General features: G+C 65.7%; 18 protein-coding genes. 4 read left to right on the top strand and 14 right to left on the bottom strand.

Annotation, left to right across the window (positions count from 1 at the left end):
• Positions 1-162 precede the first annotated feature (162 nt).
• Positions 163-1,599, top strand: coding sequence for a hypothetical protein (locus AC3FKH_RS13975; RefSeq protein ID WP_488676369.1), 1,437 nt, complete (start codon positions 163-165; stop codon positions 1,597-1,599).
• Positions 1,600-1,635: 36 nt separating this feature from the next.
• Here the strand turns inward: AC3FKH_RS13975 and AC3FKH_RS13980 are convergent, their stop codons facing one another.
• Positions 1,636-2,322, bottom strand: a complete 687-nt coding sequence (locus AC3FKH_RS13980; protein WP_488676371.1) for a TetR/AcrR family transcriptional regulator — start codon at positions 2,320-2,322, stop codon at positions 1,636-1,638.
• Between the two features lie 315 nt (positions 2,323-2,637).
• On the opposite strand from AC3FKH_RS13980, the gene AC3FKH_RS13985 reads away from it, so the two are divergent.
• Positions 2,638-4,080, top strand: coding sequence for a hypothetical protein (locus AC3FKH_RS13985; protein WP_488676372.1), 1,443 nt, complete (start codon positions 2,638-2,640; stop codon positions 4,078-4,080).
• Positions 4,077-7,742, top strand: a complete 3,666-nt coding sequence (locus AC3FKH_RS13990) for an alkyl sulfatase dimerization domain-containing protein (RefSeq protein ID WP_488676373.1) — start codon at positions 4,077-4,079, stop codon at positions 7,740-7,742. The genes AC3FKH_RS13985 and AC3FKH_RS13990 overlap by 4 nt, the downstream gene beginning before the upstream one ends.
• A 125-nt stretch (positions 7,743-7,867) precedes the next feature.
• Here the strand turns inward: AC3FKH_RS13990 and AC3FKH_RS13995 are convergent, their stop codons facing one another.
• From AC3FKH_RS13995 to AC3FKH_RS14045, 11 genes are all read right to left on the bottom strand, one after another.
• On the bottom strand, positions 7,868-10,309 hold the full coding sequence (locus AC3FKH_RS13995) for an efflux RND transporter permease subunit (protein ID WP_488676375.1): 2,442 nt from the start codon (positions 10,307-10,309) through the stop codon (positions 7,868-7,870).
• A 22-nt stretch (positions 10,310-10,331) separates the two neighbouring features.
• Positions 10,332-11,393 (bottom strand): WD40/YVTN/BNR-like repeat-containing protein, encoded by a 1,062-nt coding sequence (locus AC3FKH_RS14000; protein ID WP_488676377.1) that lies wholly within the window; start codon positions 11,391-11,393, stop codon positions 10,332-10,334.
• 111 nt (positions 11,394-11,504) lie between these two features.
• A complete protein-coding gene (locus AC3FKH_RS14005; RefSeq protein ID WP_488676379.1) occupies positions 11,505-12,857 on the bottom strand; it encodes a DUF1329 domain-containing protein in 1,353 nt (450 codons plus the stop codon).
• A 15-nt stretch (positions 12,858-12,872) separates the two neighbouring features.
• On the bottom strand, positions 12,873-14,549 hold the full coding sequence (locus tag AC3FKH_RS14010) for a DUF1302 domain-containing protein (protein WP_488676381.1): 1,677 nt from the start codon (positions 14,547-14,549) through the stop codon (positions 12,873-12,875).
• A 480-nt stretch (positions 14,550-15,029) separates the two neighbouring features.
• Positions 15,030-16,709, bottom strand: coding sequence for an AMP-binding protein (locus AC3FKH_RS14015; RefSeq protein WP_488676383.1), 1,680 nt, complete (start codon positions 16,707-16,709; stop codon positions 15,030-15,032).
• A gap of 116 nt (positions 16,710-16,825) precedes the next feature.
• A complete protein-coding gene (locus tag AC3FKH_RS14020; RefSeq protein WP_488676385.1) occupies positions 16,826-17,935 on the bottom strand; it encodes a CaiB/BaiF CoA transferase family protein in 1,110 nt (369 codons plus the stop codon).
• Positions 17,936-17,958: 23 nt separating this feature from the next.
• Positions 17,959-18,867 carry an SDR family NAD(P)-dependent oxidoreductase gene (locus tag AC3FKH_RS14025; protein ID WP_488676387.1) on the bottom strand — a complete coding sequence of 303 codons (909 nt, stop codon included), beginning with the start codon at positions 18,865-18,867 and terminating at the stop codon, positions 17,959-17,961.
• A 25-nt stretch (positions 18,868-18,892) separates the two neighbouring features.
• Positions 18,893-19,345: a MaoC family dehydratase gene (locus AC3FKH_RS14030; protein WP_488676389.1), complete on the bottom strand. Its 453-nt coding sequence runs from the start codon at positions 19,343-19,345 to the stop codon at positions 18,893-18,895.
• Positions 19,346-19,358: 13 nt separating this feature from the next.
• Complete coding sequence (locus AC3FKH_RS14035; RefSeq protein ID WP_488676391.1) at positions 19,359-20,498, bottom strand: acyl-CoA dehydrogenase family protein; 1,140 nt, start codon at positions 20,496-20,498, stop codon at positions 19,359-19,361.
• Between the two features lie 13 nt (positions 20,499-20,511).
• Complete coding sequence (locus AC3FKH_RS14040) at positions 20,512-21,708, bottom strand: acyl-CoA dehydrogenase family protein (RefSeq protein WP_488676393.1); 1,197 nt, start codon at positions 21,706-21,708, stop codon at positions 20,512-20,514.
• A 12-nt stretch (positions 21,709-21,720) separates the two neighbouring features.
• Positions 21,721-22,902, bottom strand: a complete 1,182-nt coding sequence (locus AC3FKH_RS14045; protein ID WP_488676395.1) for a lipid-transfer protein — start codon at positions 22,900-22,902, stop codon at positions 21,721-21,723.
• Between the two features lie 331 nt (positions 22,903-23,233).
• Here AC3FKH_RS14045 and AC3FKH_RS14050 point away from each other — a divergent pair, with 331 nt between their 5' ends.
• On the top strand, positions 23,234-23,698 hold the full coding sequence (locus tag AC3FKH_RS14050) for a hypothetical protein (RefSeq protein ID WP_488676397.1): 465 nt from the start codon (positions 23,234-23,236) through the stop codon (positions 23,696-23,698).
• Between the two features lie 74 nt (positions 23,699-23,772).
• Here the strand turns inward: AC3FKH_RS14050 and AC3FKH_RS14055 are convergent, their stop codons facing one another.
• Together AC3FKH_RS14055 and AC3FKH_RS14060 are read right to left on the bottom strand one after the other, a co-directional pair.
• The gene (locus AC3FKH_RS14055; RefSeq protein WP_488676399.1) at positions 23,773-24,954 is read right to left on the bottom strand and encodes a lipid-transfer protein; all 1,182 of its coding nucleotides are present in this window, start codon (positions 24,952-24,954) and stop codon (positions 23,773-23,775) included.
• Positions 24,955-25,002: 48 nt separating this feature from the next.
• Positions 25,003-25,803 carry an enoyl-CoA hydratase/isomerase family protein gene (locus AC3FKH_RS14060; RefSeq protein ID WP_488676401.1) on the bottom strand — a complete coding sequence of 267 codons (801 nt, stop codon included), beginning with the start codon at positions 25,801-25,803 and terminating at the stop codon, positions 25,003-25,005.
• Positions 25,804-25,829 lie beyond the last annotated feature (26 nt).

Raw genomic sequence — 25,829 nt, forward strand, 5'->3', positions numbered from 1 at the left:
CGCCGGCCACAAACACGGAAGGACGGCGCAGCGCGCCGTCTTTTTTTCTTTCCGCTCAACCACTTGCCTACCTGCCGCCGCACGGCGGATCCGTAGAGTCGGTTCGGGGGGCCGTCCCTATACTCATCCGGCGACCCAACTGTCAATTCACGGAGATTCAGTATGTCGATTGCCGAAGCCTCGCTCTCGGATAGAACCCATCTGCTGTTGAACGACCCGGCCGCCCTGGCGGGCTACTCGGCCCATGCCTGGGACCACCTGCCTCGCCAGGACATCGACGCCATGCAACGGCTAGGGCTGCAGCAGCGCTTCGCGGCCTTGCGCGACGAGATACCGATGCTGCGCAAGCTCGCCGACGCAGAAGGCGTGGTTCGCGTCGACGAACTCGATGATGTCGCACCCCTGCTGTTCCGGCATACCGTCTACAAGTCGTACCCGCCGGCGCTGCTGGAGCACGGCAACTTCACGCAGATCAATCGCTGGCTGGGCAAGCTCGTCACCCGCGATATCGCCGAAGCCATGGCCGCGGTCGATGTGCGCGGCTGCCAGAGGCTAGACGCGTGGTTCGAAGCGATGGACAAGGCGATCCCGCAACTCACCCTCTCTCACACGTCGGGGACTTCGGGCACGATCTCGTTCCTGCCTCACGGGACCCGCGAATGGGCGAAGGTGCAGAGCGTGCGACGCCTGCACGTATGGAACATGTCGGGTCCGGACACGCCGGCTCCCGAGCTCTACGTGGCCTATCCGTACTACCGCTCGGGATTCATCAGCCATCTGCGCATCAACGAGCATGTGATCGGCCAACTGCTGAAGGACGAAACCTATTTCCGCGCCGCATATCCGCAGCAGCTGTCGAGCGACCTGCTGCACCTGTCCGCCCGCATCCGCGCGGCCCACGCCAAAGGCACGCTGGACCGGCTCGACATCCACCCCGAGATGCGGCAAAAGAAGGCCGACTTCGACCGCCTTCAAGCCGATATGCCCCGCCACCTCGCTGCCTTCTTCGAGCGGATCGTCGATGAGATCCAGGGCAAGCGCGTCTACCTGCTGACGACCTGGACCAACCTGCATAGCATGGCGAAGGCGGGCCTTTCCCGCGGTCTGGAAAGCGTCTTCTCACCCGATTCGTTCATCGTCACATCGGGCGGCGCCAAGGGACTCTCGCAGCCGGAAGGCTGGCGGGAAGAGGTGCTGCGCTTCACCGGTGTGAAGCGCCTGGTGGAAGGCTATTCCATGTCGGAAGTGGCCGGCAGCCACTTCACCTGCGAGCATGGCCATTTCCATTTCGCGCACACCATCATCCCGTTCCTGCTCGACCCCGACACCGGCAAGCCGCTGCCGCGCCGGGGCCGCCAGACCGGCCGTGCCGCCTTCTTCGACCTTGGCGCCGAGTTCCGCTGGGGCGGCTTCGTCACGGGCGATGAGATCACGGTCGAGTGGGACAAGCCCTGCCCTTGCGGACGGCCCAGCCGCTATATCGTTGGCGCCGTCCAGCGGTACAGCGACAAGACAGGGGACGACGACAAGATCACCTGTGCCGCTACGGAAGCCTCGATCCACGAGGCCATGGACTTCCTGAACGGCATGGAATCCTGAGGCATCGGCCCGGACACCGCGGCGCCCGGCCCAGGCTCATTGAGCCTGCTCCGGGGTCGTCAGCAGTGCATGCACCATGCGGGCCAGCAACAGCGGCGTGTCGGGCTCGCTCAGCAGCGCCGGCTGCATCAGCATCATCGCGCGCGGCAAGGCAAGCAGCGTCTGGAAAGCCAGGAAGCGCGCCTTCTCGCGGCCGGACACGACGATCTCGCCGGAGAAGCGATCGATCAGTGCGTCCGTCACGATCGACGTCCAGTTGTTCCCGGACTTGACGACGTCGAGGCGCATCAGCTCCTCGTAGTGCGCGGAGCGCGTGAAGAAGTCGCGGTCCATCTGCGCCCAGTTATCGAGAAACCGGATGCCGTGGCGCAGAATCAGCAGCACGCCGTCGAACAAGCGGGCCTCGCCCGGCAGCGCGCGCAGTTCCTCCAGCAGCCGGCGGCGTGCTTCGATACGGTAGTCGACGAAGATCGCTGCCATCAGCGATTCCATCGTCGGGAAGTATTCATAGATCGAACTGATCGCGACGCCGGCACGATACGACACGTGCTCCAGCGTCAACGCGGCCCCACCCTCCTTTTCGAGGACGTCCCAGCCCGCCTTCACCAATGCCTCGACGAGCTTGACCGACCGCTCCTGCCGCGGCAGCTTGCGCGGCAGGGCTGGAACTTCGACCTGCAGGATGCCGTGGCCGCCTGACCGCTTTCGGGATGGAGTCTCCATTGGTCTTGCCTCTCTGTGCGTCTGAAGACGCCCTTGCCCATTGCAAGTGCGATGTTGCCTGCAGGAGAGACGGCCCCGCTACCCCCTTTGCGGGAGGTCAGCGTGCTGCAGGGAGGCGCTCGGGCAAACACAGAGCATGCCCTCGCGACAGCGGCGACTTTCAAGGGAAATCAATGGCTTATACGCCCCGCCCGGCCCTCGAATCCGGATACGAAATCATGCGACGGCTCCCTACACTGGTACAGCCGTACGGGCCTTGCCGCGCATCTTCACCGGCGCGCCCCTGTTCTCCGATCCATAGCCAAGTCTTACGCGATGACCCTACAGGAACACTCCATCAACACGCAGGCCGAACTGCTGCTGAATGACCCCGCAGCACTGGCCGGCCACAACTACCGGAGGTGGCAGCACCTGCCACGCACCGAACTCGACGCCGTCAAGCTGGAGGCGCTGAAGCGTCGCTTTGCCAAGCTGCGCGACCGCATCCCTGTCCTGAGGAAACTCGCTGACAGCGAAGGCGTGCACGCCATCGAAACCTTTGAAGACGTGGTGCCACTGCTGTTCCAGCACACCATGTTCAAGTCTTATCCGCCGGCGTTGCTGGAGAAGGCGAACTTCACGCAGATCAACAGGTGGCTCGGAAAGCTGGTGACGCCGGAGGTTGCCGAAGCCATCGCGGCCGTCGATGTCAGCGGCTGCACGGGCCTGGACGACTGGTTCGACGCCATGGACAAGGCCCTGCCGGACCTGCGCATCAGCCATACATCCGGCACATCGGGCACCCTGTCGCTGCTGCCGACCAGCCGGCGCGAATGGGACAAGGCCTGTGATGTGCGCCGGCTCCATGTCTGGAAGACCGAAGGCCCGGACACCCCGCAGCCCGATCTCCACATCGTCTATCCGTACTACCGAAGCGGCTACCTGTCGCACCTGCGTGGCAACGATTTCATGATCCACGCTTTGCTTCCCGACGAGTCGCACTTCCACTGCGCCTATCCGATGACGCTCTCGTCCGACGTGCTGCACCTTGGCGCGAAACTGCGCGCGGCGCATGCCCGGGGCACGCTCGACCGCCTGGAGCTTGCACCGGATCTGCTCGCAAAGAAGAAGACCTTCGACGCCATGCAGGCGGAATTGCCAGCGTATCTCGCCGGCTTCTTCGAGGATATCGCCACGCGCCTGCGCGGCAAGCGCGTCTACATTGGCGCCACCTGGAACCTGTTGCACGACATGGCGAAGGCCGGCCTGCAGCGCGGCGTCGAAGGCGTATTCCATCCCGACTCGTACATCACCACGACCGGCGGTGCGAAAGGCCTGGTACAGCCAGACGGCTGGCGCGAGGATGTCCTCCGGTTCACCGGCGCGCAGCAGGTCCATGAAACCTACGCCATGTCGGAGGTGCTCAGTGGCTCAAGCCCCCGTTGCGAGCACGGCCACTACCACTTCTCGCCGACCACCGTGCCGTTCGTGCTCGACCCGGAAACCGGCCGGTCGCTGCCGCGCCGCGGCAGGGTGACCGGCCGCGCGGCCTTCTACGACCTTGGCGCCGATATCCACTGGGGCGGCTTCATCACGGGCGACGAGATCACGGTCGAATGGGACCGGCCCTGCCCGTGCGGGCGCCCCAGCGCCTACATCGCCGGCCCGATCCAGCGCTACAGCGAACAACACGGCGGCGACGACAAGATCACCTGCGCCGCGACAGAATCCTCGCACCGCGAGGCCATGGACTACCTCAACCACATCGAGAACCAATGAACACGACGAAACCCATCGCGCCGATGGTCATCCGCGGCGAAGTCATTACCGACAACCTGATCGAAGTGGGCGGCCGCGGCGGCGATCTCGCCTTCCTGACGCCCGACGCGCACAAGTACATCGACCGGCTACCGCTGGGCAACCCGGCCAGGATGGGCGACCTGTACAAGCTGAGCTTCGATGACATCCTCGACTACGCCGAGGCGCTCGGCCAGGCGCTGGACTTCAGCAAGAACGAGTACCTGCAGCAGGCGTGCGAACTGTCGTACCTGACAGCGCCCACGACGCCCACCATCGTCAAGGGTTCGTACATGAACCTGCACAGCATGCTGTCGCGCGACTTCATCACCGAGATGGTGGAGACCACGGTCGGCATCAACTATCTGGAAGGCTGGGTGAAGCAGCGCCTGCTCGACGGCACCGAGCTCGAAGTACGCTGCTTCGGCGCACGCGCGCTGCATATCGTGGCGGGCAACGCCTCGGGGCTGTCGCTGTGGACCATCATCCGCAATATGGTGCTGCGCAGTGATGCCATCATCAAGGCGCCGTCCAACGACCCGTTCACCGCGCTCGCCATCGCCCGCACCATGGTCGACATGGCGCCCGACCATCCGCTCACGAAGCACATCAGCGTGGCCTACTGGAAGGGCGGAGACCAGGCCTTCGAACAGCGCCTGTACCAGCCGCAGAACATTGAGAAGATCATCGCCTGGGGCGGCTTCGCGGCGATGAAGCACGTCACGCAGTACATCCAGCCGGGGCTGGAACTGATCTCGCTCGACCCGAAGCGCAGCGCCAGCATCGTCGGCAAGGCGACCTTCGACAGCGAAACAGCGATGCGGGAAGCCGCGGTGCGGCTGGCCAGCGATATTGGCGCCATCAACCAGAAGGGCTGCATCTGCGCCCGCACCATCTACGTCCAGTCTGGCACCGACCCCCACGGGCTGGAAAAGCTGAACACCTTCGGACGCTACGTCTACGATGCCATGCTGGCGCTGCCGAACACCCTCTCCACCTCGCCCAAGCGCTATGACCCGAAGCTGAAAGCCGAAGTCGACGCGCTGCGCATGGACGACGAATGGTACAAGGTCATTGGCGGCCAGGACGGGGAAGGCGCGATCATCTGCTCGCAGATTCCGGACGCCGTGTCGTTCGCCGCGAGCCTGGACGACCGCACCGCCAACCTGGTGCCCGTGGATTCGCTCGACGAGATGATGGATGCCGTGGACGCGTATACGCAGACTGTCGGCGTTCTACCCCGAGAGCGTCAAGGACGAACTGAAGGACATCCTGCCGCTGTATGGCGCCCAGCGCATCGTGTCGCTGGGCTATGCGGCCGCCATGAAGTTCGCCGCACCGCAGGACTCGATCGAACCCATGCGCCGTATGGGCAAGTGGATTTCCAACCAGATCGGCGCGCCCGAGACCACGGCGGCGCCCTGGCTGCGTCCGTCCATCGAAGCCTGATTCTTCCGGGCAGGGGCGCGCGGCCCGCCATCGGCGGCGCGCCCTCACCCCGCTGGAGATCGCGTGACCGAGCAGCCACCAGAGGGCTCCGCCCTGCCATAAGAGGAGGCGACGCGCCCCGGCGACTGCTGTATATCTTTCTTGAGGCTAGAACCTTCCATCCCCAAGAGAGAGACAGACCAATGACAAACCGTGTGAGACCCGCCAGCAGTGGACTGCCGATGCGACGGTCCCTTCTCGCATCGGCGCTGGCATTCCTGGCCGGTGCGCACGCCCTTGCCGCGGGAACGGCCGCCCCGCCGGAGCAGCCCAAACCTGCCACGGCGGCCACTGCGGCCAGGAACACCCGTGTGCTGCAGCAGTTGCCGTTTGCTGACCGCGAAGACTATACATCGGCCACACGCGGGCTGATTGCGCCGTACCGGACGGATACGATGAGCCCCGACGGGCAGGTAGTCTGGAGCCCGCAGGCCTATGATTTCCTGCGCGCCGACAAGAGCCCGGACACGGTCAACCCCAGTCTCTGGCGCCAGGCGCAACTCAATGCCCATGCCGGGCTGTTCCAGGTTACCGACCGGATCTATCAGGTACGCGGCCTCGACCTGGCGAACATGACCATCGTCGAAGGCGACACCGGGCTCATCCTCATCGACACGCTTGCCACGACCGAAACCGCCCGGGCCGCGCTAGCGCTCTACTACCAGCACCGTCCGCGCAAGCCGGTGATCGCCGTCGTCTATACGCATAGTCATATCGACCATTTCGGCGGCGTGCGCGGCGTGGTGGACGAAGCCGACGTCAAGGCCGGCAAGGTCGCCATCTACGCGCCGTCCGGCTTCCTGGAGGAAGCCGTCAGCGAGAACGTATTCGCCGGCACGGCGATGCTCCGGCGCAGCTACTACCAGGGCGCGACGATGGTGCCGCGCGGCGACCGCGGCCAGGTGGACGCCGGCATCGGCAAGGGCGCCCCGAAGCACGGCACGTTCGGCCTGATCGCGCCGACAGTGGTGCTGAAGGAGCCCGTCGAGACGCATCGCATCGATGGCGTGGACTTCGAATTCCAGCTCACCCCTGGCACCGAGGCACCGGCCGAGATGAACATCTGGCTGCCGCGATTCAAGGCGTTGTGCATGGCCGAGAACGCCACCCCGACCATGCACAACCTCCTCACGCCGCGCGGCGCCCCGGTGCGCGACGCCAAGGCCTGGGGCAAGTACCTCGACGACGGCCTTGTGCGCTACGGCGACAAGGCGGAAGTCCTGTTCGCGCAGCACAACTGGCCCACCTGGGGCGGAGAGCGTATCCGCAACCTGCTGGCCGATCAGCGCGACATGTACACCTGGCTCAACGATCGCACGCTGCATCTGCTGAACCTGGGCCTGACCCCGGCCGAGATTGCCGACGACATGCGCAAGCTGCCCGGCAATCTGGAGAAGAAGTGGTACACACGCGGCTACTACGGGTCGCTCAGCTTCAACGCCCGCGCCGTATACCAGCGCTATCTCGGCTTCTACGACGCCAATCCGGCCAACCTCGACCCGCTGACACCGGTGGATGCGGGCAAGCACTATGTCGAGGCCTTGGGTGGCGCGGCCAGCGTGCTGAAGCTGATGCGTGCCGCCATGGACAAGGGCGATTACCGCTGGGCGGTGCAGTTGGGGAATCATCTCGTGTTCGCCGATCCGGCGAACAGTGAAGCGCGCAACCTGCAGGCCGATGCGCTGGAGCAGCTTGGCTACCAGAGTGAAAGCGCGCTCTGGCGCAATATGTACATCACCGGCGCTCACGAGCTGCGCGCCGGCGTGCACACGGAGTCCGGCAACCGGGCCTCCGACCTGGTGCGCGCGCTGGAGCCATCCATGTTCTTCGACCTGCTGGCCGTGCGTCTCGATTCCGACAAGGCGCAGGGCCACGACATGCTGCTGAACTGGGTGTTCACCGACCGGAAGGTGCCATTCGCGCTCACATTGCGGAATGGTGTGCTGACCTACCGCGAGGGCCGTCTCCACGACAAGGCCGATGCCACGATCAGCATGAGCAAGGACACGCTCGACCGGATCAACCTGCGCCAGACCGACCTGGCGGCAGCGGTTCAGAAAGGCGACGTACGGATCGAAGGCGATGGCCGCAAGCTCGGCGAGCTGATGGGCATGTTGGTGACATTCCGCCCCGATTTCAACATCGTCACGCCGTAGCCACGCGGGCGAGGAAAAGCCTCACGGCGCCGCTTGCGGCGCCGTTTCTGTTTCGAGCAAGCGAAAAATGAAAAATCCCGGTCAATGGCCGGGATTTCGTCAATGCCGCAGAAGCCAACGCAGGATCAGCCACGCGCGCCGCCCGCCCGCAGCAGGGCCGGCTCGGCCTCGCCGCGAGCGCCCGCGCCGCCGACCCGCTGGAGCAGGAAGTGCGACAGCGCCGGAATCAGCACCAGTGCTCCGATCATGTTCCACAGGAACATGAACGTCAGCAGGATGCCCATGTCCGCCTGGAACTTGATTGGCGACCATGCCCACGTCACTACGCCGGCGGCCAGCGTCACGCCTACCAGCGCGACCACCTTGCCGGTGAAGCGCAGTGCATGGCGGTAGGCATCGGCCAGCGACGCCCCCGCGCGCTGCTGCTGAAGCTGGATCGACAACAGATACAGCGCATAGTCCACCCCGATGCCCACCCCCAGCGCGATCACCGGCAGCGTCGCCACCTTCACGCCCATGCCGAGCGCCACCATCAGCGCCTCGCACAGGATCGACGTGATGGCCAGCGGCACCACGGCCACGATCACCGCGCGCCAGTTGCGGAAGGTGATAAAGCACAGCACGATCACCGCCGCATATACGTAGAGCAGCATCGTCACGTTAGCCTGCTTCACCACGATGTTGGTGGCCGATTCGATGCCGGCGCTGCCTGCCGCCAGCAGGAACTGCCGCTCCGGCGTGCTGTGCGCCCGGGCAAACTCGTCCGCCACCTTGACAACGCGATCCAGCGTCTGCGCCTTGTGGTCGGCGAGATACGCCACCACCGGCATCACCGAACACTCGTTGTTGAACAGGTCGGGACTGCTCGTGCCCGCCGTCCGCGCGGCGTAGTTGAGGACGTCCTGGTTGGGCGAGATGGTCAGCCACTTGCTGCTGCCCTCGTAGGTGCCGGCAGTGATCTTGCGCACCGCGTCCGGCAGCGAGACAGTCGTCTGCACGCCGGGCACCTGCTGCAACAGCCAGCCAAGACGGTCCGCCTCCATCAGCGTCGCGTATTCCAGGCAGCCTTCGGCCTTCGTCTTCACGATGACCGCGAACTGGTCGGAGGACAGCGAATACCGGCTGGTAATATAGGCGTTATCGCGGTTGTAGCGCGAATCGGGGCGCAGCTCCGCCGCGCCGGCATCGAGGTCGCCGATCTTCAGATGCGTGCTGACCGCGAACCCCGCCGCGGCAAGCGCGATCGAGAGCAAGGTTACGGCGACGGCGCGGCGGCGTCCCGTGAACCGCTCCAGCCACAGCCAGAGCCCCCCTTCCTGCCGCTGCTCGGCGCGCAGCGCGCGTGCCGCCGCCTTCTGGCTCACGCCCGTATAGGACAGCAGCACCGGCAGCAGCATCAGGTTCGTGAACACCAGCAGCGCCACGCCGAGACTGGCCGTGACGGCAAGGTCCTTGATGACCGGGATGTCGATCAGCATCAGCACCGCGAAGCCGACCGCATCGGCCGCGAGCGCCGTCAGGCCAGCTAGGAACAGCCGGCGGAACGTGTAGCGGGCCGCCACCAGCTTGTGCGTGCCACGGCCGACGTCCTGCATGATGCCGTTCATCTTCTGCGCGCCGTGCGACACGCCGATCGCGAATACGAGGAACGGCACCAGGATCGAATACGGATCGAGCTCGTAGCCAAGCGCGGCCACCAGCCCGAGCTGCCACAGCACTGCCACCAGCGAGCACGCCAGCACCAGCAGCGTGCTGCGCACACAGCGGGTCCAGCCGAAGAGGATCAGCGCGGCGATGATGGCGGCGCCTGCGAAGTAGACCACCATCTGTTGCAAGCCGTCGAGCAGATCTCCCACTACCTTGGCGAAGCCGACGATATGGATGTCGAGATCGACGCCATCGGCCCGCGCATAGCGCTCACGCAGGCTTTCGAGCCGCCGCGACAGGTCGCGGTAGTCCAGCGCCAGGCCGCTGTGCGCGTCCTTGTCCACCAGTGGCACGAAGATCATGCTGGACTTGTAGTCGTTCCCCACGATGCTGCCGAGGATCTGGGCGCGGGCGATGTTCAGGCGCAACTGCTCCGTATGCTGCGGGGATCCGTTGTAGTTGTCCGGCATCACGGGTCCGCCCATGAAGCCCTCTTCCGTCACCTCGCTCCACCGCACCGCCGGCATCCACAACGACTTGACGTTGGGGCGATCCACGCCCGGGGTCAGGAACAGCTCGTCGTTGATCTGCTTCAGCGCCTGCAGGTAGGCCGGTGCGAAAATGTCGCCGTGCCTGTTCTCGACCACGACGCGCAGCGCGTTGCCCAGGCCCTTCAGCTCGCCCTTGTTGGCGAGGTAATTCTTGATATACGGCTGGCTCTGCGGAATGGTCTTCTCGAACGCCGCGTTCAGCGGCAGGCGGCTGGCCTGAAAGCCGAGTACCACAGTCACCAGCACGCAGGCCATCACGAGCCAGAGCCGGTGGTTGAAGATCAGCCGCTCGAAGCGGCTGCCGGAGTTGCGGTCGAAATCCTTCAACTCGCGAATTGCCGGCATTTCGTCAATGTGATTCGTTGCCATGGGGTCTCTTGCCTTTACCGGGTTACTTCAGGACTTCCACCCGGACGCCGCCCAGCCCTGCGAGGGCCACTGCGCCATTGCGGGCATTGGCCAGGGCGAAGGTCGGCGCGGGGGTGGCAACCGGTACGCGACGGAAGCTGGCGCCTTCGTCGGTACTCACCAGCACCTGGCCGGCCTGGCTGGCCAGCACGATCGCGCCGTCGCGACGCACCACGCCGCTGGACAGCCCAGCCGTGACACCGGTCTCCACCTTGGTCCAGCTCGCGCCCCCGTCCGTGCTGCGCAGGGCATTCCCGCGCAGGCCAAACACCACGACCGTGCGGTCGGTGCCGGTGACGCCGAACAGCGTGCCCTGGTACGGCAGGTCGACCTTGATGAAGCGCTGCCGGACACGGTCGTACCGCAAGAGGAGCCCCTGCTCCCCGGCGATGAATACGGAGCCACCCGCCGGGCGGATGCCGTACATGTGCAAGCCCTTGGGGTTATCGACGCGGTCCATCCAGGGCGTCCACGTCTTGCCGCCGTCCTCGGTGCGCACGATCAGGTTGAACGCACCGACCGCGAAGCCCTTGCGGGTGTCCTCGAACCAGACGTCGAGGAAGGGCTTGTCGGCTCCCTGCGCGGCGAAGGTCTCGGCGTCCTGCTGCAGGCGCTGAGCGGCCTCGTCGCCCGCCTTGGCCGGGTTGACGTAGGCCTTGACCAGCAAGTCGGCGGCCTGCTTGCCGTCGAGCTGCTTCGCCCAGGTGGCGCCGCCATCGGACGTATGCAGGATCACACCTTCGTGGCCGACGGCCCAGCCCTCGCTGGCCGAGGCGAAGTGCAGTGCGGTCAGGTCTGAACTGACCGGCACCTCGGCCTGAATCCACGTCGTGCCGTCGTCGGAATACAGGACATGGCCGCGCTGGCCGGCGACGACCAGCCGGTCGCCGGCATTGGCCATCGCATTGAGCGTGCCGCGCAGGGCCAGGGCGCTCTTCGCGGCCGGCGCGACCAGCGGCGACTGGAACACCGGGCCGGCGGCCGCCGGGCCGGTCATGATCAGGACGCCGAGCACCACCGGCGTCAGCAAGGCTTTGTATTGCACGTCTCGCTCCATCTTCTTGTCGTGGCCGACGCCTCCGGGACGCCGGTCCATTGCCTGGCCATCGAGCCGGCGGGGCCGGCTGAACCGGCCCTGCTTCCTCGTCTGCCAGCGTCAGCGCACGCCCGCGCCGGTGAGCGCGTCGGACGCCCAGGCGCTTTCCGGCGACATGGTGTCCGAGACGATCATTCCCGACTTTCCGGGCCAGAGATTGATGTAGTACGTCCCGCCGATCAGGTCGTAGTGGCCGACGGCGAGGGTGTTGATCGCCGGTGCGTCGTAGACTTCCGTGAAGTAGGCAAAGCCCGGGCGCCACAACTGGCCGCGCGCGTCGTACTGGTCGACGGCCAGCGCTGCCCAGCTGTCCTCGTCCACGTAGTAAGTGCGCTTCGCGTAGATATGGCGCTTGCCCTCCTTCACCGTGGCTTCCACCACCCAGACGCGATGCAGTTCCCAGCGGACGTAGTCGGGGTTGATGAACTTCGGCCCGAAGACATCCTCCGGCTTGTCGGCGTAGACGAAGCGGTAGGCGTTGTACGGCACATAGATTTCCTTCTTGCCGACCAGCTTCCAGTCGAAGCGGTCGAGCTTGCCGCTGAACAGGTTGACGTCGTCGTACGTCGACATGCCCGACGTACTGGAGTTCGGCGTGTCGTAGGCAAGGTCCGGCGCCAGGCGGACGCGGCGCTGGCCCGGCAGGTACTGGTACGTCTTGCGCGGCGTCATGCCCGGCGGCTCGGTGGTCTGGATGGCCTCGCCCGCACGGCGTGCCGGCCCCGTGTAGTTGCCGCGTGCGCGCGAGATATTGGTCGGGTCTCCCTCGCCGTTGGCCTGCTCATAGAACGGCAGCTCGGCGGTCCACTTGCCTTGCGACGAAAGCACGACCTTGCCCGACGAATCCACGTTGTAAGCCGAGAACTTCGGCGCCACGACCTGCATCCCCTGGTAACGAGTGATGTGGTTGAGCATAACCTCGGTCCCGTTCCGCGGAATCGGGAACGGCACGCCGGCGCGCGCGCCCGGCATGGAGTAGTCATCGCCGAGTTTCGCCCGCGTGGCGTTCTTGACCGAGTTTTCCTGCACGAATTTCGGCACGGCCGCCGTGCGGTGCGTCTTGTAGACGTCGATGCGGTAGTCCGGGTAGGCCTTCATCAGCGCCTTGGTGCCCTCGGTCAGCTTGTCGCCATACTTCCCCATGTTCTTCGCATCGATGGCGAACACCGGCTTCTCGCTGGCGAACGGGTCGGGGCGCAGCGCGCTGCCCTTCACATAGCCGGCCGGCGAGGTGGTCATGCCCCCGGTGTATTCAGGGATGGTGCCGTCCTTGTTGCCGGCCTTCTCCGCGCCAAGCATCGTCAGCGTGGAGCCCAGCTTCGCCGCCTCTTCGGCCGACACCGCGGCCTGCGCAGCGCCCACGTGCGACGCCAGGATCCCGGCGCCGATCAATGCGGTAATCAGTCTCGTCATGCTATGTACCTCGACTTAGAAAGTGGTCTTGAAGGTCAGATAGACGGCGCCCCGGTCACGCAGGAGCGCACCGCTGCCGTTGGCCACCAGCACCCCGCCAGTGGCCGGGTTGGTGGTGTAGTTGGCAAAGGCATCGACGTACTTCAGGTCGAAGCGGTACCTGTTGTACAGGTCCAGACCGAAGCCCACCGAATAGCTGCCAGCGTGCTTGTTGCCGCCGGAGCTGACGGCCGAGTTGCCAGTGAGGCCGATGGAGTAGTTGACCGGCATCGACAGGTCCGCGCCGGGGAAGATCTGGAACCACGTCGGCGTGAACCCCACGGAGATACCCACGAAGTCCTTCGTGGCGCGGTCGATGGCCGTGTAGCCGCTGCGCCCCTTGAAGACATGGTTTGGATCGCTGGTCACCGACACCAGCCGGTTCCATGCCAGTTCCGCGTTCCATGAAGCGCTGTTCCAGAGGAACGTGGGGTTGAGCGTGCCAACGGCATTGAGCGTCATGTGCAGCGTGTCGCCGCGCGCGCCCAGCACGTCGCCGGCCGCGGGCAGGCGCGACAGCGACGTGATCTGCACCGCGTCGCTCGACAGCGGCATGTTCTTGCGGTAGTTCAGGTCCATGCCCACGCTGACGCCCGCGACGTTCTTCGTCAGGCTGAAGCCGTACATGTCGATGTTGTCCGCGTACGTCAGGAAGTACTGGCGCGGCGCGGCAGCCATCAGGACAGTCTGCGGCAGGATGTCGGAGAACTTGCGCACATAGACGCCCATCGTGCCTTCGAGCCACTCGGGACTCCAGCGCGTGGCGAGGCCCCAGTCGCCGTGGTTCCTGGGCATGATGTCAGTGCCATGCAATGCGAGCACACCCGGCGCGAGGATGAACGACTCGCCGCCGTGCTGCAGCAGGTCCGATGCGCCGTAGTACGTGCCGGCTTCCGGCAGGCGGGCCGGCTCATAGCGGAAGAAGTACTGGCCGGCGACGGAAAGCTCGGGCGTGGCCTGGAGCTGGGCCGATATCTGCGTGCGCGGCCGCGCCAGTTCCTTCACTTCGATGCCGGGCGTAGCCTGCGCCTTCGCCAGGTCCAGGGGCGCCTGGCCGTAGTTGATGCCGTGGATCGCGTTCGTGAGGGTCTCGCCCCAGAACAGGTTGTGGCGGCCGAGGCGGACCGTGAGCGGCATGCTGCCGACATCGACAGTCCCGAAGACGAAAGCGTCCAGGAACTCGGCGGATGGACCGTTGTAGTAGCGGTCCGCATAGGACGAGAGCCCCAGGGCCTGCCGGCCATTGACGAGATGGTTCGACGTCGCCACGCTGGTGTTGTCGAGGCCGCCCGAATAGGCCTGGTCGTACCACGAGGCGGCCGACACGCGTCCGCCGAACTTCTTGTACACCACGTCGAACTCGGTCAGCAGGTCGACGCGATTCGTGATGATGCTATGTGGCTTGAAGTTGCGATCGCCGTCGTCCGAGTTGGGCGTGGCGAGGATGGCCGGGCTCTGGCCTTCGACCCGATAGCCCATGTTGTAGCGCACGGTATTGTCGAAGCGCACCTGCAGGTCGTCATTGCCGGTTTCGATTTCGAATGCGTTCGCGCTGCCATGCATCCCGGCGAACAGGATCACGACTGCCGCCACTACCCGTGTGCGCGGCGTGAGCAGCGCATGCGTCCGCCGAACCCGTTTCTGGATTCCCATTCTGATTGTCTCCTTGGTCTCTTTTTTCTTTCTGGTGGACCGCAATTGCGCGCAATGTCAGCGATGGCTGCGCGGCGCTGAAATGCCAAACCGATCCGATGACGAGAGTACGGGACCTGCCCTTTCCGCGCTCCTCCCAAAGTGGCCAGTGGGAGGGGGAGCGCGCAAGCGCTGCTCGCGCGCGAGGAAATGGGGCACAGTGCCGGCGCACGCGGAGCAAGCGAAGCGAGCTGCCGCATAATCCGGCAGGGCAAAAGAAAGGAATAGTGGGATACGTCAGACGAAGCGCTAACGCCTGGTCACCGCACACTTGCCGGCGAAGACGGAAGACACGTACACGCGCCCAAGGCGCGGCGGGACGCCTCGCGGTACAGCGAGGCGCGGGGAAATTGCGAGAAGAATGCAGAGGGTCGCACGCTGCAGCCAGCGGCGGCCCCGCCAGCCCTGCGCGATCAGGGCTGGCGAAAGCGCGTCACACGCTCATTCGAAGATGACCGTCTGCGCCAGCCCCACCCACTGCGGCATCCTGCTTGCGTAGCGTTCCTCGACAACGCTGCGGCGGATCTTCATGCTTGGCGTCAACAGGCCGTTCTCGGTAGTCCATGCGTCATTGACGACGACCATGAACGCCAGCTTTTCATGCGGCTCAAGTGTGGCGTTCGCCGTGTCGAGCACCGCTTGCAACTCGTCGCGCAGCGCACCGCGCTTTGCCGTATCTTCCAGTTCGCTGCGTGCGTCAGCGCCGAGCATCAGCATGGCGAAGGGCTGTGGGTAGCCGTGGCCGGTGACACAGATCGCCTCCACCTTCGGATGCCCAAGCTTGCCCTCGATGGGCGCGGGCGCCACGTACTTGCCCTTGCTCGTCTTGAAGATCTCCTTGACGCGCCCCGTGATCTTCAGCCTCCCGATCTCGTCCAGTTCGCCGCGGTCGCCGGTCTTGAAAAAGCCATCTTCCGTAAAGCTCTCGGCGGTCAGGGCGGGCTGCTTGTAGTAGCCCATCATCATGGTGGTCGCCTTGACCAGCACCTCGCCTTCGTCGCCAATGCGGCATTCCACGCCCGGCATGGCCTGGCCCGAATAGCCGAGGCGCACCAGCCCCGGCCGGCTGTAGTGCGAGTACGAGAGGTTCTCGGTCATGCCGTACACGTCCAGCAGTTCCAGCCCCAGCGTGCGGTACCAGTTGGTGATCTCCAACGGCAGCGGCGCCCCGCCCGTGAAGGCAATGCGCGCGGCATCGAGGCCGAGCATGCCGAGCAGCTTCTTCTTCAGGGCGTCCGCTTGCGGCGACTGTTCGTGGATCAGTGCCTGCTCCCCGGCCGGCACCTTCGCACACACGGACTGGTAGAACTTGGTCCACAGCCGCGGCATCGAGGCAAACACCGTAGGCCGCGCGCGCAGCAGGTCCTGTCCGAAGGTCGCCAGGCTGTCGCTGAAGAAGACGCGCAAGCCGTGGCACAGTGCATTCGATTCGATGAAGCAGCGCTCGGCCGTATGCGCCATCGGCAGGTACGAGAGGACACGGTCCAGCGGGCTGAAGCCGCAAAACTCGCCGGAGCGCGACGCATACTCGAACATGGCGCCGAAGCTGTGCATCACGCCCTTGGGGCGGCCAGTGCTGCCCGACGTGTAGATGATGGTCGCCATGTCGGCAGCAGCCGGCAGACGGATGTCGGCAAGCGGCGCCGTCGCGTCCGTGATCTCATCCCAGCCCCGCCCTGCCCGCTCCGGCGCCATGGGCAGGGCGATGGCGGGCACGCCCTGCGGCACGACATCGCGAATGTCGTTCCAGGAATCGGACTTGCCGTCGAGCTTGCCGACGAAGAGCACGCGGACCTCGCTGTGGTCGAACACGTACTTGGCCGTGTCGGCATTGGCGGTGTAGTAGAGCGGCACCGAGACATGGCCCGCCATCCAGGTGGCAACGTCCGCAAGGACCCAATGCGCGCTGTTCTTGCCGACGATGCCGATGGCACTGCCCGCCGGCAGTTGCAGCGAACGCAGGTAAGCGGCCATGCGGCGCGCCTGGTCGCCGGCCTCGCGCCATGTGATATCGACTACCTCGCCATGCGGCCTCGGCTCCGTGAGAAAAACCGCGTCTGGCTGCGTACGCTCCCAGTGCAGGAAGCGGTGGACGAGGGTATTCGCGTTGTTGTCTGTCATGTTGTCTCCACTTGTCTCCTTTGGCCGCCCCTTCTCGTGGCCGAAGACATCTTTGTACGCTGCCTGCCTCGCCCGGGGCGAGGCAGGCAGCGCTCAGGCACCCGTCCTGCACCAGATCAGTTGCACCAGTCCTGCAATACCGTGTCGGTATGCTGGCCGCGCCGGGGGATGCCCCCCGGCTTACCTGCGGGCGTGCCGGAGAAGCGCGGCGCGGGGTTGGCCTGCAGGATACCGTCCACCTCATCGTAGACGCCGCGAGCCACCATATGCGGATGCGCCGCGGCCTCGTCCGGATCGAGCACCGGCGCAAAGCAGGCGTCCGTGCCTTCGAGCAGCGTACACCACTCGTCGCGGGTCCGCGTGGCGAACACGGCCACGAAGCGCTCATGCAGTTCCGGCCACCGCCGCGGGTCGTAGGCCGCCGCGTGCACGGGATCGTCCGCCAGGCCCAGCTTCTGCAGCAACAGCTTGTTGAAGCGGGGCTCGACCGCACCGACCGAGACGAACTTGCCGTCGGCGCAGCGGTAGGTGCGATACCAGTGCGGCCCGTCCAGCAGGCTGCGGCCGCGCTCGTTGACGAACTGGCCCGTGGCCTTGAGGCTCAGCATCAGGTTCAGCATGTGGGCGCTGCCGTCCACGATCGCCGCATCCACGACCTGCCCCTTGCCAGTGCCGCGCGCGCTCATGATGCCGGCCAGCAGCCCGACCGCCAGGTACATCGTGCCCCCGCCCATGTCACCGACCAGGCTCGGCGGCGACATCGGCGGCTCGCCGGGCTGGCCCGACCACCACAGCGCGCCCGACAAGGCGATGTAGTTAAGGTCGTGCCCCGCGGCCTGCGCCAGCGGCCCGTGCTGGCCCCAGCCGGTCATCCGGCCGTACACCAGCCGCGGATTGCGCGCCAGGCACACATCCGGCCCCAGGCCGATACGCTCCATCACGCCGGGGCGCATGCCTTCGATCAGCGCGTCACAATGCTCGACCAGCCAGAGCACAGTGTCGACGCCCTCCTGCGTCTTCAGGTCGACGGCGACCGAGCGCTTGCCGCGGTTCTGGATCGCGTGCCTGCCCAGGTCGAGGTCTTCCGCCCCCATCTGCTTCTTGTCGACGACGACGACATCGGCGCCGAGATCCGCGAGCAGCATCCCGCAGATCGGGGCCGGACCCATTCCGGCAATCTCCAGTATGCGCAGCCCCTGCAGCGGGCCGCTTCCGTTCAAGGCCATGTTGCTGACTCCCGGTGAACCACTCAGCCGCGCGCGGCCTGCATGGTCGTGACGTAGGCATGCACCTGCTGGTTGGCGTCCTCGCGGAAGCTCGCCGTGCTCCAGTCCGTGATCTGCGCGAAGTGCGCCTCGACCGCTTCGGGCGACACGTCCGACGCCGGAATCGCCACCGGCGCCGTATCGATCATGCGCATCGCCGAGAACACGCCGCCGCTGGCGCCCAGCACCACGCGGCTCGGCGCGTTCTCGCTCACCAGATACAGCGCGCCCGGCGTCACCGTCTCCGGGCCGACCGACTTCAGCAGGTCCTCGGGGAAGATGTCCTCCGTCATGCGCGTGGCAGCCATCGGAGCCAGCGTGTTCACGCGGATATCGTTCTTCTTGCCTTCGATCCCCAGCATGTTCATCAGGCCCACCAGGCCCACCTTGGCCGCACCGTAGTTGGCCTGCCCGAAGTTGCCGAACAGCCCCGCGGCCGACGTCGTCATCAGAACCCGGCCGTAGTTCTGTTCGCGCATGATCTCCCACACCGCCTTGGTGCAGTAGGCCGAGCCCATCAGGTGTACATCCACCACCGCGCGGAAATCCGCCATCTCCATCTTCGAGAAGCTCTTGTCGCGCAGGATGCCGGCATTGTTGATCAGGATGTCGATGCGGCCGAACTCGGCCCTGGCCTGCTCGACCATCGCCGTCACCTGCTCGAAGTCCGCCACGTTGGCGCCATTGGCAATCGCGTGCCCGCCGGCCTTGCGGATCTCTTCCACCACGGCCAGTGCCGCCTCCGTCGAACTGCCCTTGCCGTCGCGGCTGCCGCCGAAGTCGTTGATCACCACCTTGGCACCGCGCCTGGCCAGTTCCAGCGCATGCACGCGCCCCAGGCCGTTCCCGGCTCCCGTCACAATGGCCACGCGGCCGTCGAAGCGAATCGTCATGTTTCTCTCCAGCAATAAATAGGGTTCAGGCAAACAGGCGGAGGATGGTTTCGGCCACGCACACGGGCTTGTCCGAACCTTCCATCTCGACCGACATCTCGAAGGTCACCTGGGCACCGTTGTTGTCCAGCGGCTCCCACTCCGCGACCGTGAAGTGGCCGCGCAGGCGGCTGTTCACCGGTACCGGCTTCAGGAAGCGCACCTTGTTCAAGCCGTAGTTCACGCCCATCCGGACGTTGGTGACTTCAAAGGCGTTGGTCATGTAGACCGGCAGCAGGCTCAGCGTCAGGAAGCCATGCGCGATCGGCACGCCGAACGGCCCCTTCGCGGCGCGTTCGGGGTCCACGTGGATCCACTGGTGGTCGCCCGTGGCGTCGGCAAACGTGTTGATGCGGGCCTGGTCCATGCAGACCCAATCGCTGGTGCCGATGCGCTCCCCCACCAGTCCTTTCAGGTCCGCGATCTCGTAGCGGTTCATGTTCATTTCCTCCTTACTGGCCCGGTTCGGCCTGCAACGCAGCTGCGCAGGCCGCATCGTGCCGGTCGCTGCTGCCCAGCAGCAGATCGGCCACGATGGCGCGTTTGAAGTAGTGGCCCACGGCGTATTCCTCGGTCATGCCGATGCCGCCGTGGAGCTGCACGCCCTGTCCGCACACGTACTTCGCGGCACGGCAGACCAGCGACTTCGCCGCCGACAACGTAAGCTGCCGGGCCGCTTCACCGTCGTTCTCCACCGACGCGAGCGCGGCATGCAGCATCGAGCGCGCCAGTTCCATCTCCGCGGACATGTCGGCCATGCGGTGCTGCAGCGACTGGAAGGTGCCGATGGGCACGCCGAACTGCTGGCGCGTCTTCAGGTATTCAGCCGTCAGCGCGATGACCTTTTCCATCGCTCCGACCAATTCGGCGCAGAGCGCGACCGTGCCATGGGCCAAACCAGCGCGCAACACGGACAAACCGCCATCGAGCCGGTTGCCGGCCGGAACCCGCACGCCGTCGAACGTCAGTTCTTCGATCCAGGTGGCGTCATGCAATGGCATCGTCTGGCGCAACAGCCCGGCGCTGCCGGCATCGACCAGCAGAAGCGCGATGTCCGCTTCTCCCTGCACCTGTGCCGACACGATGAACAGGTCGGCACCGACTGCGCCCAGCACAAGCGACTTGCTGCCGTGAATGATGTAGCCGTCCGCATTCTTGTCGGCGCGGGTCGACACCACTTCCGGGAGCCCGCGTGCATCCGGCTCGCTATAGGCCAGCGCGATGCGCAGCGAACCGTCGGCAAGTCGGGGAAGCAGGCTCTCCTTCTGCGCTTGCGTGCCGCCTGCGACCAGCGTTTGCGCCGCCAGCACCGCGCAGCCCATATAGGGCTCGAGCACCAGTCCGCGGCCCAGCTCCTGCGCAATGAGAGCCGTGTCGATCAGCGAGCCGCCCAGGCCGCCATGCGCCTCCGGCAGCGCGGCCATCAGCCAGCCATTCTCGGCGAACACTTTCCAGTTGCCGGAGACCGGGTCCCGGCCAGCCCGGGCCTCGCGGATGTACCCATTGCGGACTTCGAAGTCATACGCCTTGTCGACGTAGCGGCGCACGCTGTCCTGCAACAGTTGCTGTTCCGAATTCAGGGTGAAATCCATGTCTGTATGCGGCCTAGAGTTGGAACAGGAGCTTGGCGATGATGCCGCGCTGCACTTCGCTCGTGCCGCCATAGATGGTCGAGGCGCGGCGGAAGAACATGTCGTTGGCGATGCCGCGCGCCGTGTCCTGCAGCGGATACGGCTGCGCAGGCGCCGGATCGTGCGGATGGGCATAGGCCACCGCGCCGTAGTCGCCGAGCGCTTCGACCTGTGCTTCGGTAATGCGCTGCTGCAGTTCGGTGCCGCGAATCTTCAGCATCGAGCCGATCGTCAGCGAATCGGGATGATGTTCCATCTCCAGCTTCGCCACCCGCTGCACCATCATGCCGATGGCCTGCAGTTCGGCGTCGAGCCGCGCCAGCTTCAGGGCGAACTCAGGCCGGTCGATCAGGCGCTGCGCACCCACGCGCTGCGTCGCCGCGAACCCGCGTAGCTCCGCCATGTAGCGCTTCAGCGCCGGCAGTTCGGCCGCAGTGGCATGTTCGTTGTTGAGCAGGAACTTGGTGATGCGCCAGCCCGCGCCTTCCTCTCCGACCAGGTTGCCCACCGGCACGCGGACGCCGTCGAAGAACGTCTCGTTGAGGTGGTGCGCGTCATCGATGCTGCGGATCGGCCGCACGGCGATGCCCGGCGTCTTCATGTCGACCAGCAGGAAGCTGATGCCGGCCTGCTTCTTCGCCTCGGAGTTGGTACGGACGAGAAGGAAGATCCAGTCGGACTCATGCGCGTAGCTGGTCCATATCTTCTGGCCGTCGACGACGTAATGGTCACCATCGCGAACGGCGCGCGTCTTCAGCGAGGCGAGGTCCGAGCCGGAGCCGGGTTCCGAGAACCCCTGGCACCACAGCCGTTCGCCGTTCAGGATCGCCGGCATGTGCGCGGCCTTTTGCTCCGGGGTGGCGAATGCGTTCAGGACCGGGCCCAGCAGTTTGTGCACGAAGCCATCCTGCGTTGGCGTGCCGGCTGCCGCGCACTCCTCGTCGAATATCAGTTGCTGCGGCACCGACCAGCCGTTGCCGCCATGCTCGGCTGCCCAGTATGGCGCGCCCCAGCCGTGATCGTGCAGCAGCTTCTGAAAGCGCAGCACCTGCTGGCGCGGCGAACGCGTGCTGCGCGGGAGCCCCTTCAGGTCGGCCGGTACGTGTTCCTGGATGAACTGTCGCACCTGCTGCCGGAACGTGGCGAGGATGGAATCAGGTTGAAAATCCATGTAGCGCCTCCATCAGCCTTTGCGGTACATCGTGACCACTGCCGCACCGCCGATACCGACGTTGTGCTGCAGGGCAATGCGGGCGCCTTCCACCTGCCGTTGTTCGGCCCGGCCGCGCAGTTGCTGCACCAGCTCGGTGGCCTGCGCGAGCCCGGTCGCGCCGATCGGGTGTCCCTTCGACAGCAAGCCACCCGATGGGTTGACCACGTACTTGCCGCCATACGTGTTGTCGCCATCATCGACAAATCTATGCGCCCCGCCTTCGCGGCACAGACCCAGGGCCTCGTAGCTCAGCAGCTCGTTCTGCGCGAAGCAGTCGTGCAGTTCGATCACGTCGACGTCTTCGGCGCCGATGCCGGCCTGCTCATACACCTTGCTGGCTGCCGTGCGCGACATGCCGAAGCCGGCAAGATGGCGCAGGTCACCCGACTCGAAGGTTTCCGGTCCGTCGGTGGCCAGCGCCTGGCCGGCAATCCACACGCTTGCGTCGAGGCCATGCTTCTTTGCATAGGGTTCGCTGCAAAGCACCACCGCCGCCGCGCCGCAGGTCGGCGGGCAGGCCATCAGGCGCGTCATCACACCCGGCCACATCATCTGGTCGGCCATGACTTCCTCGGCGGTGACTTGCTTGCGGAACACCGCCATCGGGTTGTTCATGGCATGGCGGCTGGCCTTGGCGCGGATCTTGGCGAAGGTTTCCAGCGGCGTGCCGAACCGGCGCATATGTTCCAGTCCGGCCGCGCCGAACAGCCGCAGGGCCATCGGCACGCCTTCGGGCACCACGCCCGCACACCGCTCCAGGAATGGCTCGAGCGGCGCGGGCCGGTCGTTGTAGATGCCGCCGAGCGCGCCGGCATTCATCTGCTCGAAGCCGAAGGCCAGCACGATGTCCACCCGGCCGCTCTCGATGGCCTGCCTGGCCAGGAAGAGCGCCGAGGAGCCGCTGGCACAGTTGTTGTGGACATTGATGACCGGGATGCCGGTCACGCCGATGCCGTACAGCACGCGCTGCCCGCAGGTCGAATCGCCAAAAACGTAGCTGGCGTACGCTTGCTGGATGGATTCATAGCCCACCGCCGCGTCGGCCAGCGCCAGGCGGATGGCCTGTGCCCCCATGACCGTGTAGGGCTCGCTCTGGCCCGGCTTCCTGAAGGGAATCATGCCGACACCGGCAACAACGACCCTTTCCGTCATCTCTCTCTCCTTGGATCGCTCTCTGCGCCCGCTCGATGCCCTGTGCCGGATGGCCCAGGTCCAGCGCCCGCAGGTGAACTGGTGCATGAACGATATCGGGCGGCGGGCACCGGATCACCTCCCCAAATGGGAGAGCAGGCAGGGGATCGGCGGCGCCATCCCGATGGCTGTGGATCGCCCGCGCAGATGGGGCGCAGCCTGTCGGCGAAAACGTCGGCGGCCGTGCGTACGGCGCCATGCATCGCGACGGGAAAGCACTGCCCCGGGGCCGCGGCCCGGACTAGAGTAGTGGTAGTTGTGACCGTCCCGGACACGGGACAAAGGAGGTGCCATGAACATGGCCAATGCATGGATGCTCGCCGCCGTGCCGGCGTGCCTCGTCGCCTGTGCGACGAACCCGGAACATCCGCGTGAAGTGGTTGACGTGCCACTCGCGGCAGCGCCCGCGAATCTCGGTGAAACCGGCGTCGCCTCGCTGGCGCGGCGGGGGGACGAGACCAGCGTCGTGATCACGATCAGCGGCGTGTCACCGCCGGTGACCCGTCCACTGCGCTTGTATACGTACATCTACCCCGGCTCTTGCGGCAACCTGCCGGCAACACCGGCGGTCAGCATGAACCAGACACGACGCGTCGAGGCCACGAACGGCAACGGGCCGTTGAGGCTGCACCGGGATGCACAGATTCCGCTCGGAAACCTGCGCGCGGGCGACTATGCCCTTGTGGTTCGCAGCGCCCCGTGGGACGGCAGCGTGGACCTCTTCTGCGGCAACCTGAAGGCCGCGCGTGCGTCCTAGCGCTGACAACGGATATCGTGCCGTGCAGCGCGCCGGGCAAGCAGACCTCGCGCCCGGCGCCTGCCTGGCAAGCGTCAGATGCGATACATCGTGACGACTGCGGCACCGCCGATGCCGACGTTGTGCTGCAACGCGATGCGAGCACCTTCGACCTGCCGCTTGTCGGCACGGCCGCGCAGTTGCTGGACTAGTTCCGTGCACTGCGCAAGGCCAGTCGCGCCGATCGGATGGCCCTTCGACAGCAGGCCGCCCGACGGGTTGACCACGTACTTGCCGCCGTACGTGTTGTCGCCGTCATCCACGAACTTCTGCGCACCGCCTTCCGGGCACAGGTTCAGCGCCTCGTAGCTCAGCAGTTCGTTCTGCGCGAAGCAGTCGTGCAGTTCGACCACGTCAACGTCCTCGGCACCGATGCCGCTCTGCTCGTACACCTTGTTGGCCGCCGCGCGCGACATGCTGAAGCCCGCGATATCGCGCAGGTCATTCGACGCGAACGTTTCCGGGCCGTCCGTCGTCAGCGCCTGGCCGGCGATCCACACGCGGCCGTCGAGGCCGTGCTTCTTCGCATAGGCTTCGCTGCACAGCACCGCCGCCGCCGCGCCGCAAGTCGGCGGGCAGGCCATCAGGCGGGTCAGCACGCCAGGCCACATCATCTTGTCGGCCATGACGTCCTCGGTGGTCAGCACATTGCGAAACACCGACATCGGGTTGTTGACCGCGTGACGGCTGGCCTTGGCGCGGATCTTGGCGAACGTTTCCAACGGCGTGCCGAAGCGGCGCATGTGTTCCAGCCCGCCACCGCCGAAGGTCAGCAGCGCCTGCGGCACGTCAACGTCACCGAGCAGTTCCTTGAGTTTGTCGGAGAAGCGCTCGACGGGGTTCGGCTTGTCGGCGAAGTTGGAGCCTAGCGCGCCCGGGTTCATCTGCTCGAATCCAACCGCCAGCACAATGTCGACCTCGCCGCTCGCAATAGCCTGGCGCGCCAGGTACAGCGCCGTGGAACCACTGGAGCAGTTGTTGTTGACGTTGATGATGGGGATGCCTGTCATGCCCACGTCGTACAGCACGCGCTGGCCGCAGATCGAATCGCCATAGAGATAGCTGGCGAATGCCTGCTGGATCGACTCATAGCCCACGCCGGCGTCCGCCAGCGCGAGACGGGCCGCCTGGGCGCCCATCACGGGGTAGGGATCGCTCTGGCCCGGCTTCTTGAACGGGATCATGCCGACGCCGGCAACCACGACCTTCTGTGTCATGTCTGTTTCCTTGGAGAGTTGGGTGTTGGAGTTCACTGGGCCGCCGCTTCAGAACAGGCGTTCGGCACCGGGGTAGAGCGGATCGTCCTTCGCAAAGAAGCGGCGCATGGCCTCCGCGGCAAAGCCGCCGTTCGTGCACATGCCCTGCAGCGTCGCTTCCATCTGGAGCATGGCGTCCCGGTCGGTTTCGAACGAGCGGTTCAGGATCCGTTTGGCGGCACCCAGCACCTGGGTCGGGGCATGGTCGAAACGCTGCGCCATCTCGATGGCGGCATCGCGCAGCCGCTCGGGCGGCACCACGGCCTGCACCAGGCCCATTGCCAGCGCTTCGTCGGCCAGGATGTCGCGCGCGGTGAAGATGATTTCCTTGGCACGTGCCAGTCCGACCAATCGCGGCAGGGTGTACATCAGCCCGAGGTCCGGGCCGAAGCCGATGCGGGCGAAGTTGGCCACCATCCGCACGTTCGGGCTGGCAATGACGAAATCTGCCGCCAGCGCCAGCGAGAAGCCCGCGCCCACGGCGAAACCGTCGACCGCCGAAATCACCGGCTTTTCCAGGTCCATCAGCGCGCTGTGCCAGCGCTGGTGGTTCACCAGCACGTCGCGGCCGAGAAAGCCCTTCTCGCCCTCTTCCTCCTCCGCGCCGCCCGCGAGGTCCGCGCCCGAGCAGAAATGGCCGCCGGCGCCGGTCAGCACGACCGATCGGATGGCCCTGTCTGTCTGCACGGTCCGGATAGCGGCGATCAGCAGGTCGCGCGATGCGCCATCCAGCGCATTCCGGCGATGGGGGCGGTTCAGCGTGATGACAGCCGTATGGCCGACTCGCTCGAAAATGACCGCGTCATACATGTGGAATCTCCTCCCTTACAGTTTTC

The organism is Cupriavidus sp. 21MJTG02-4, assembly GCF_057798975.1.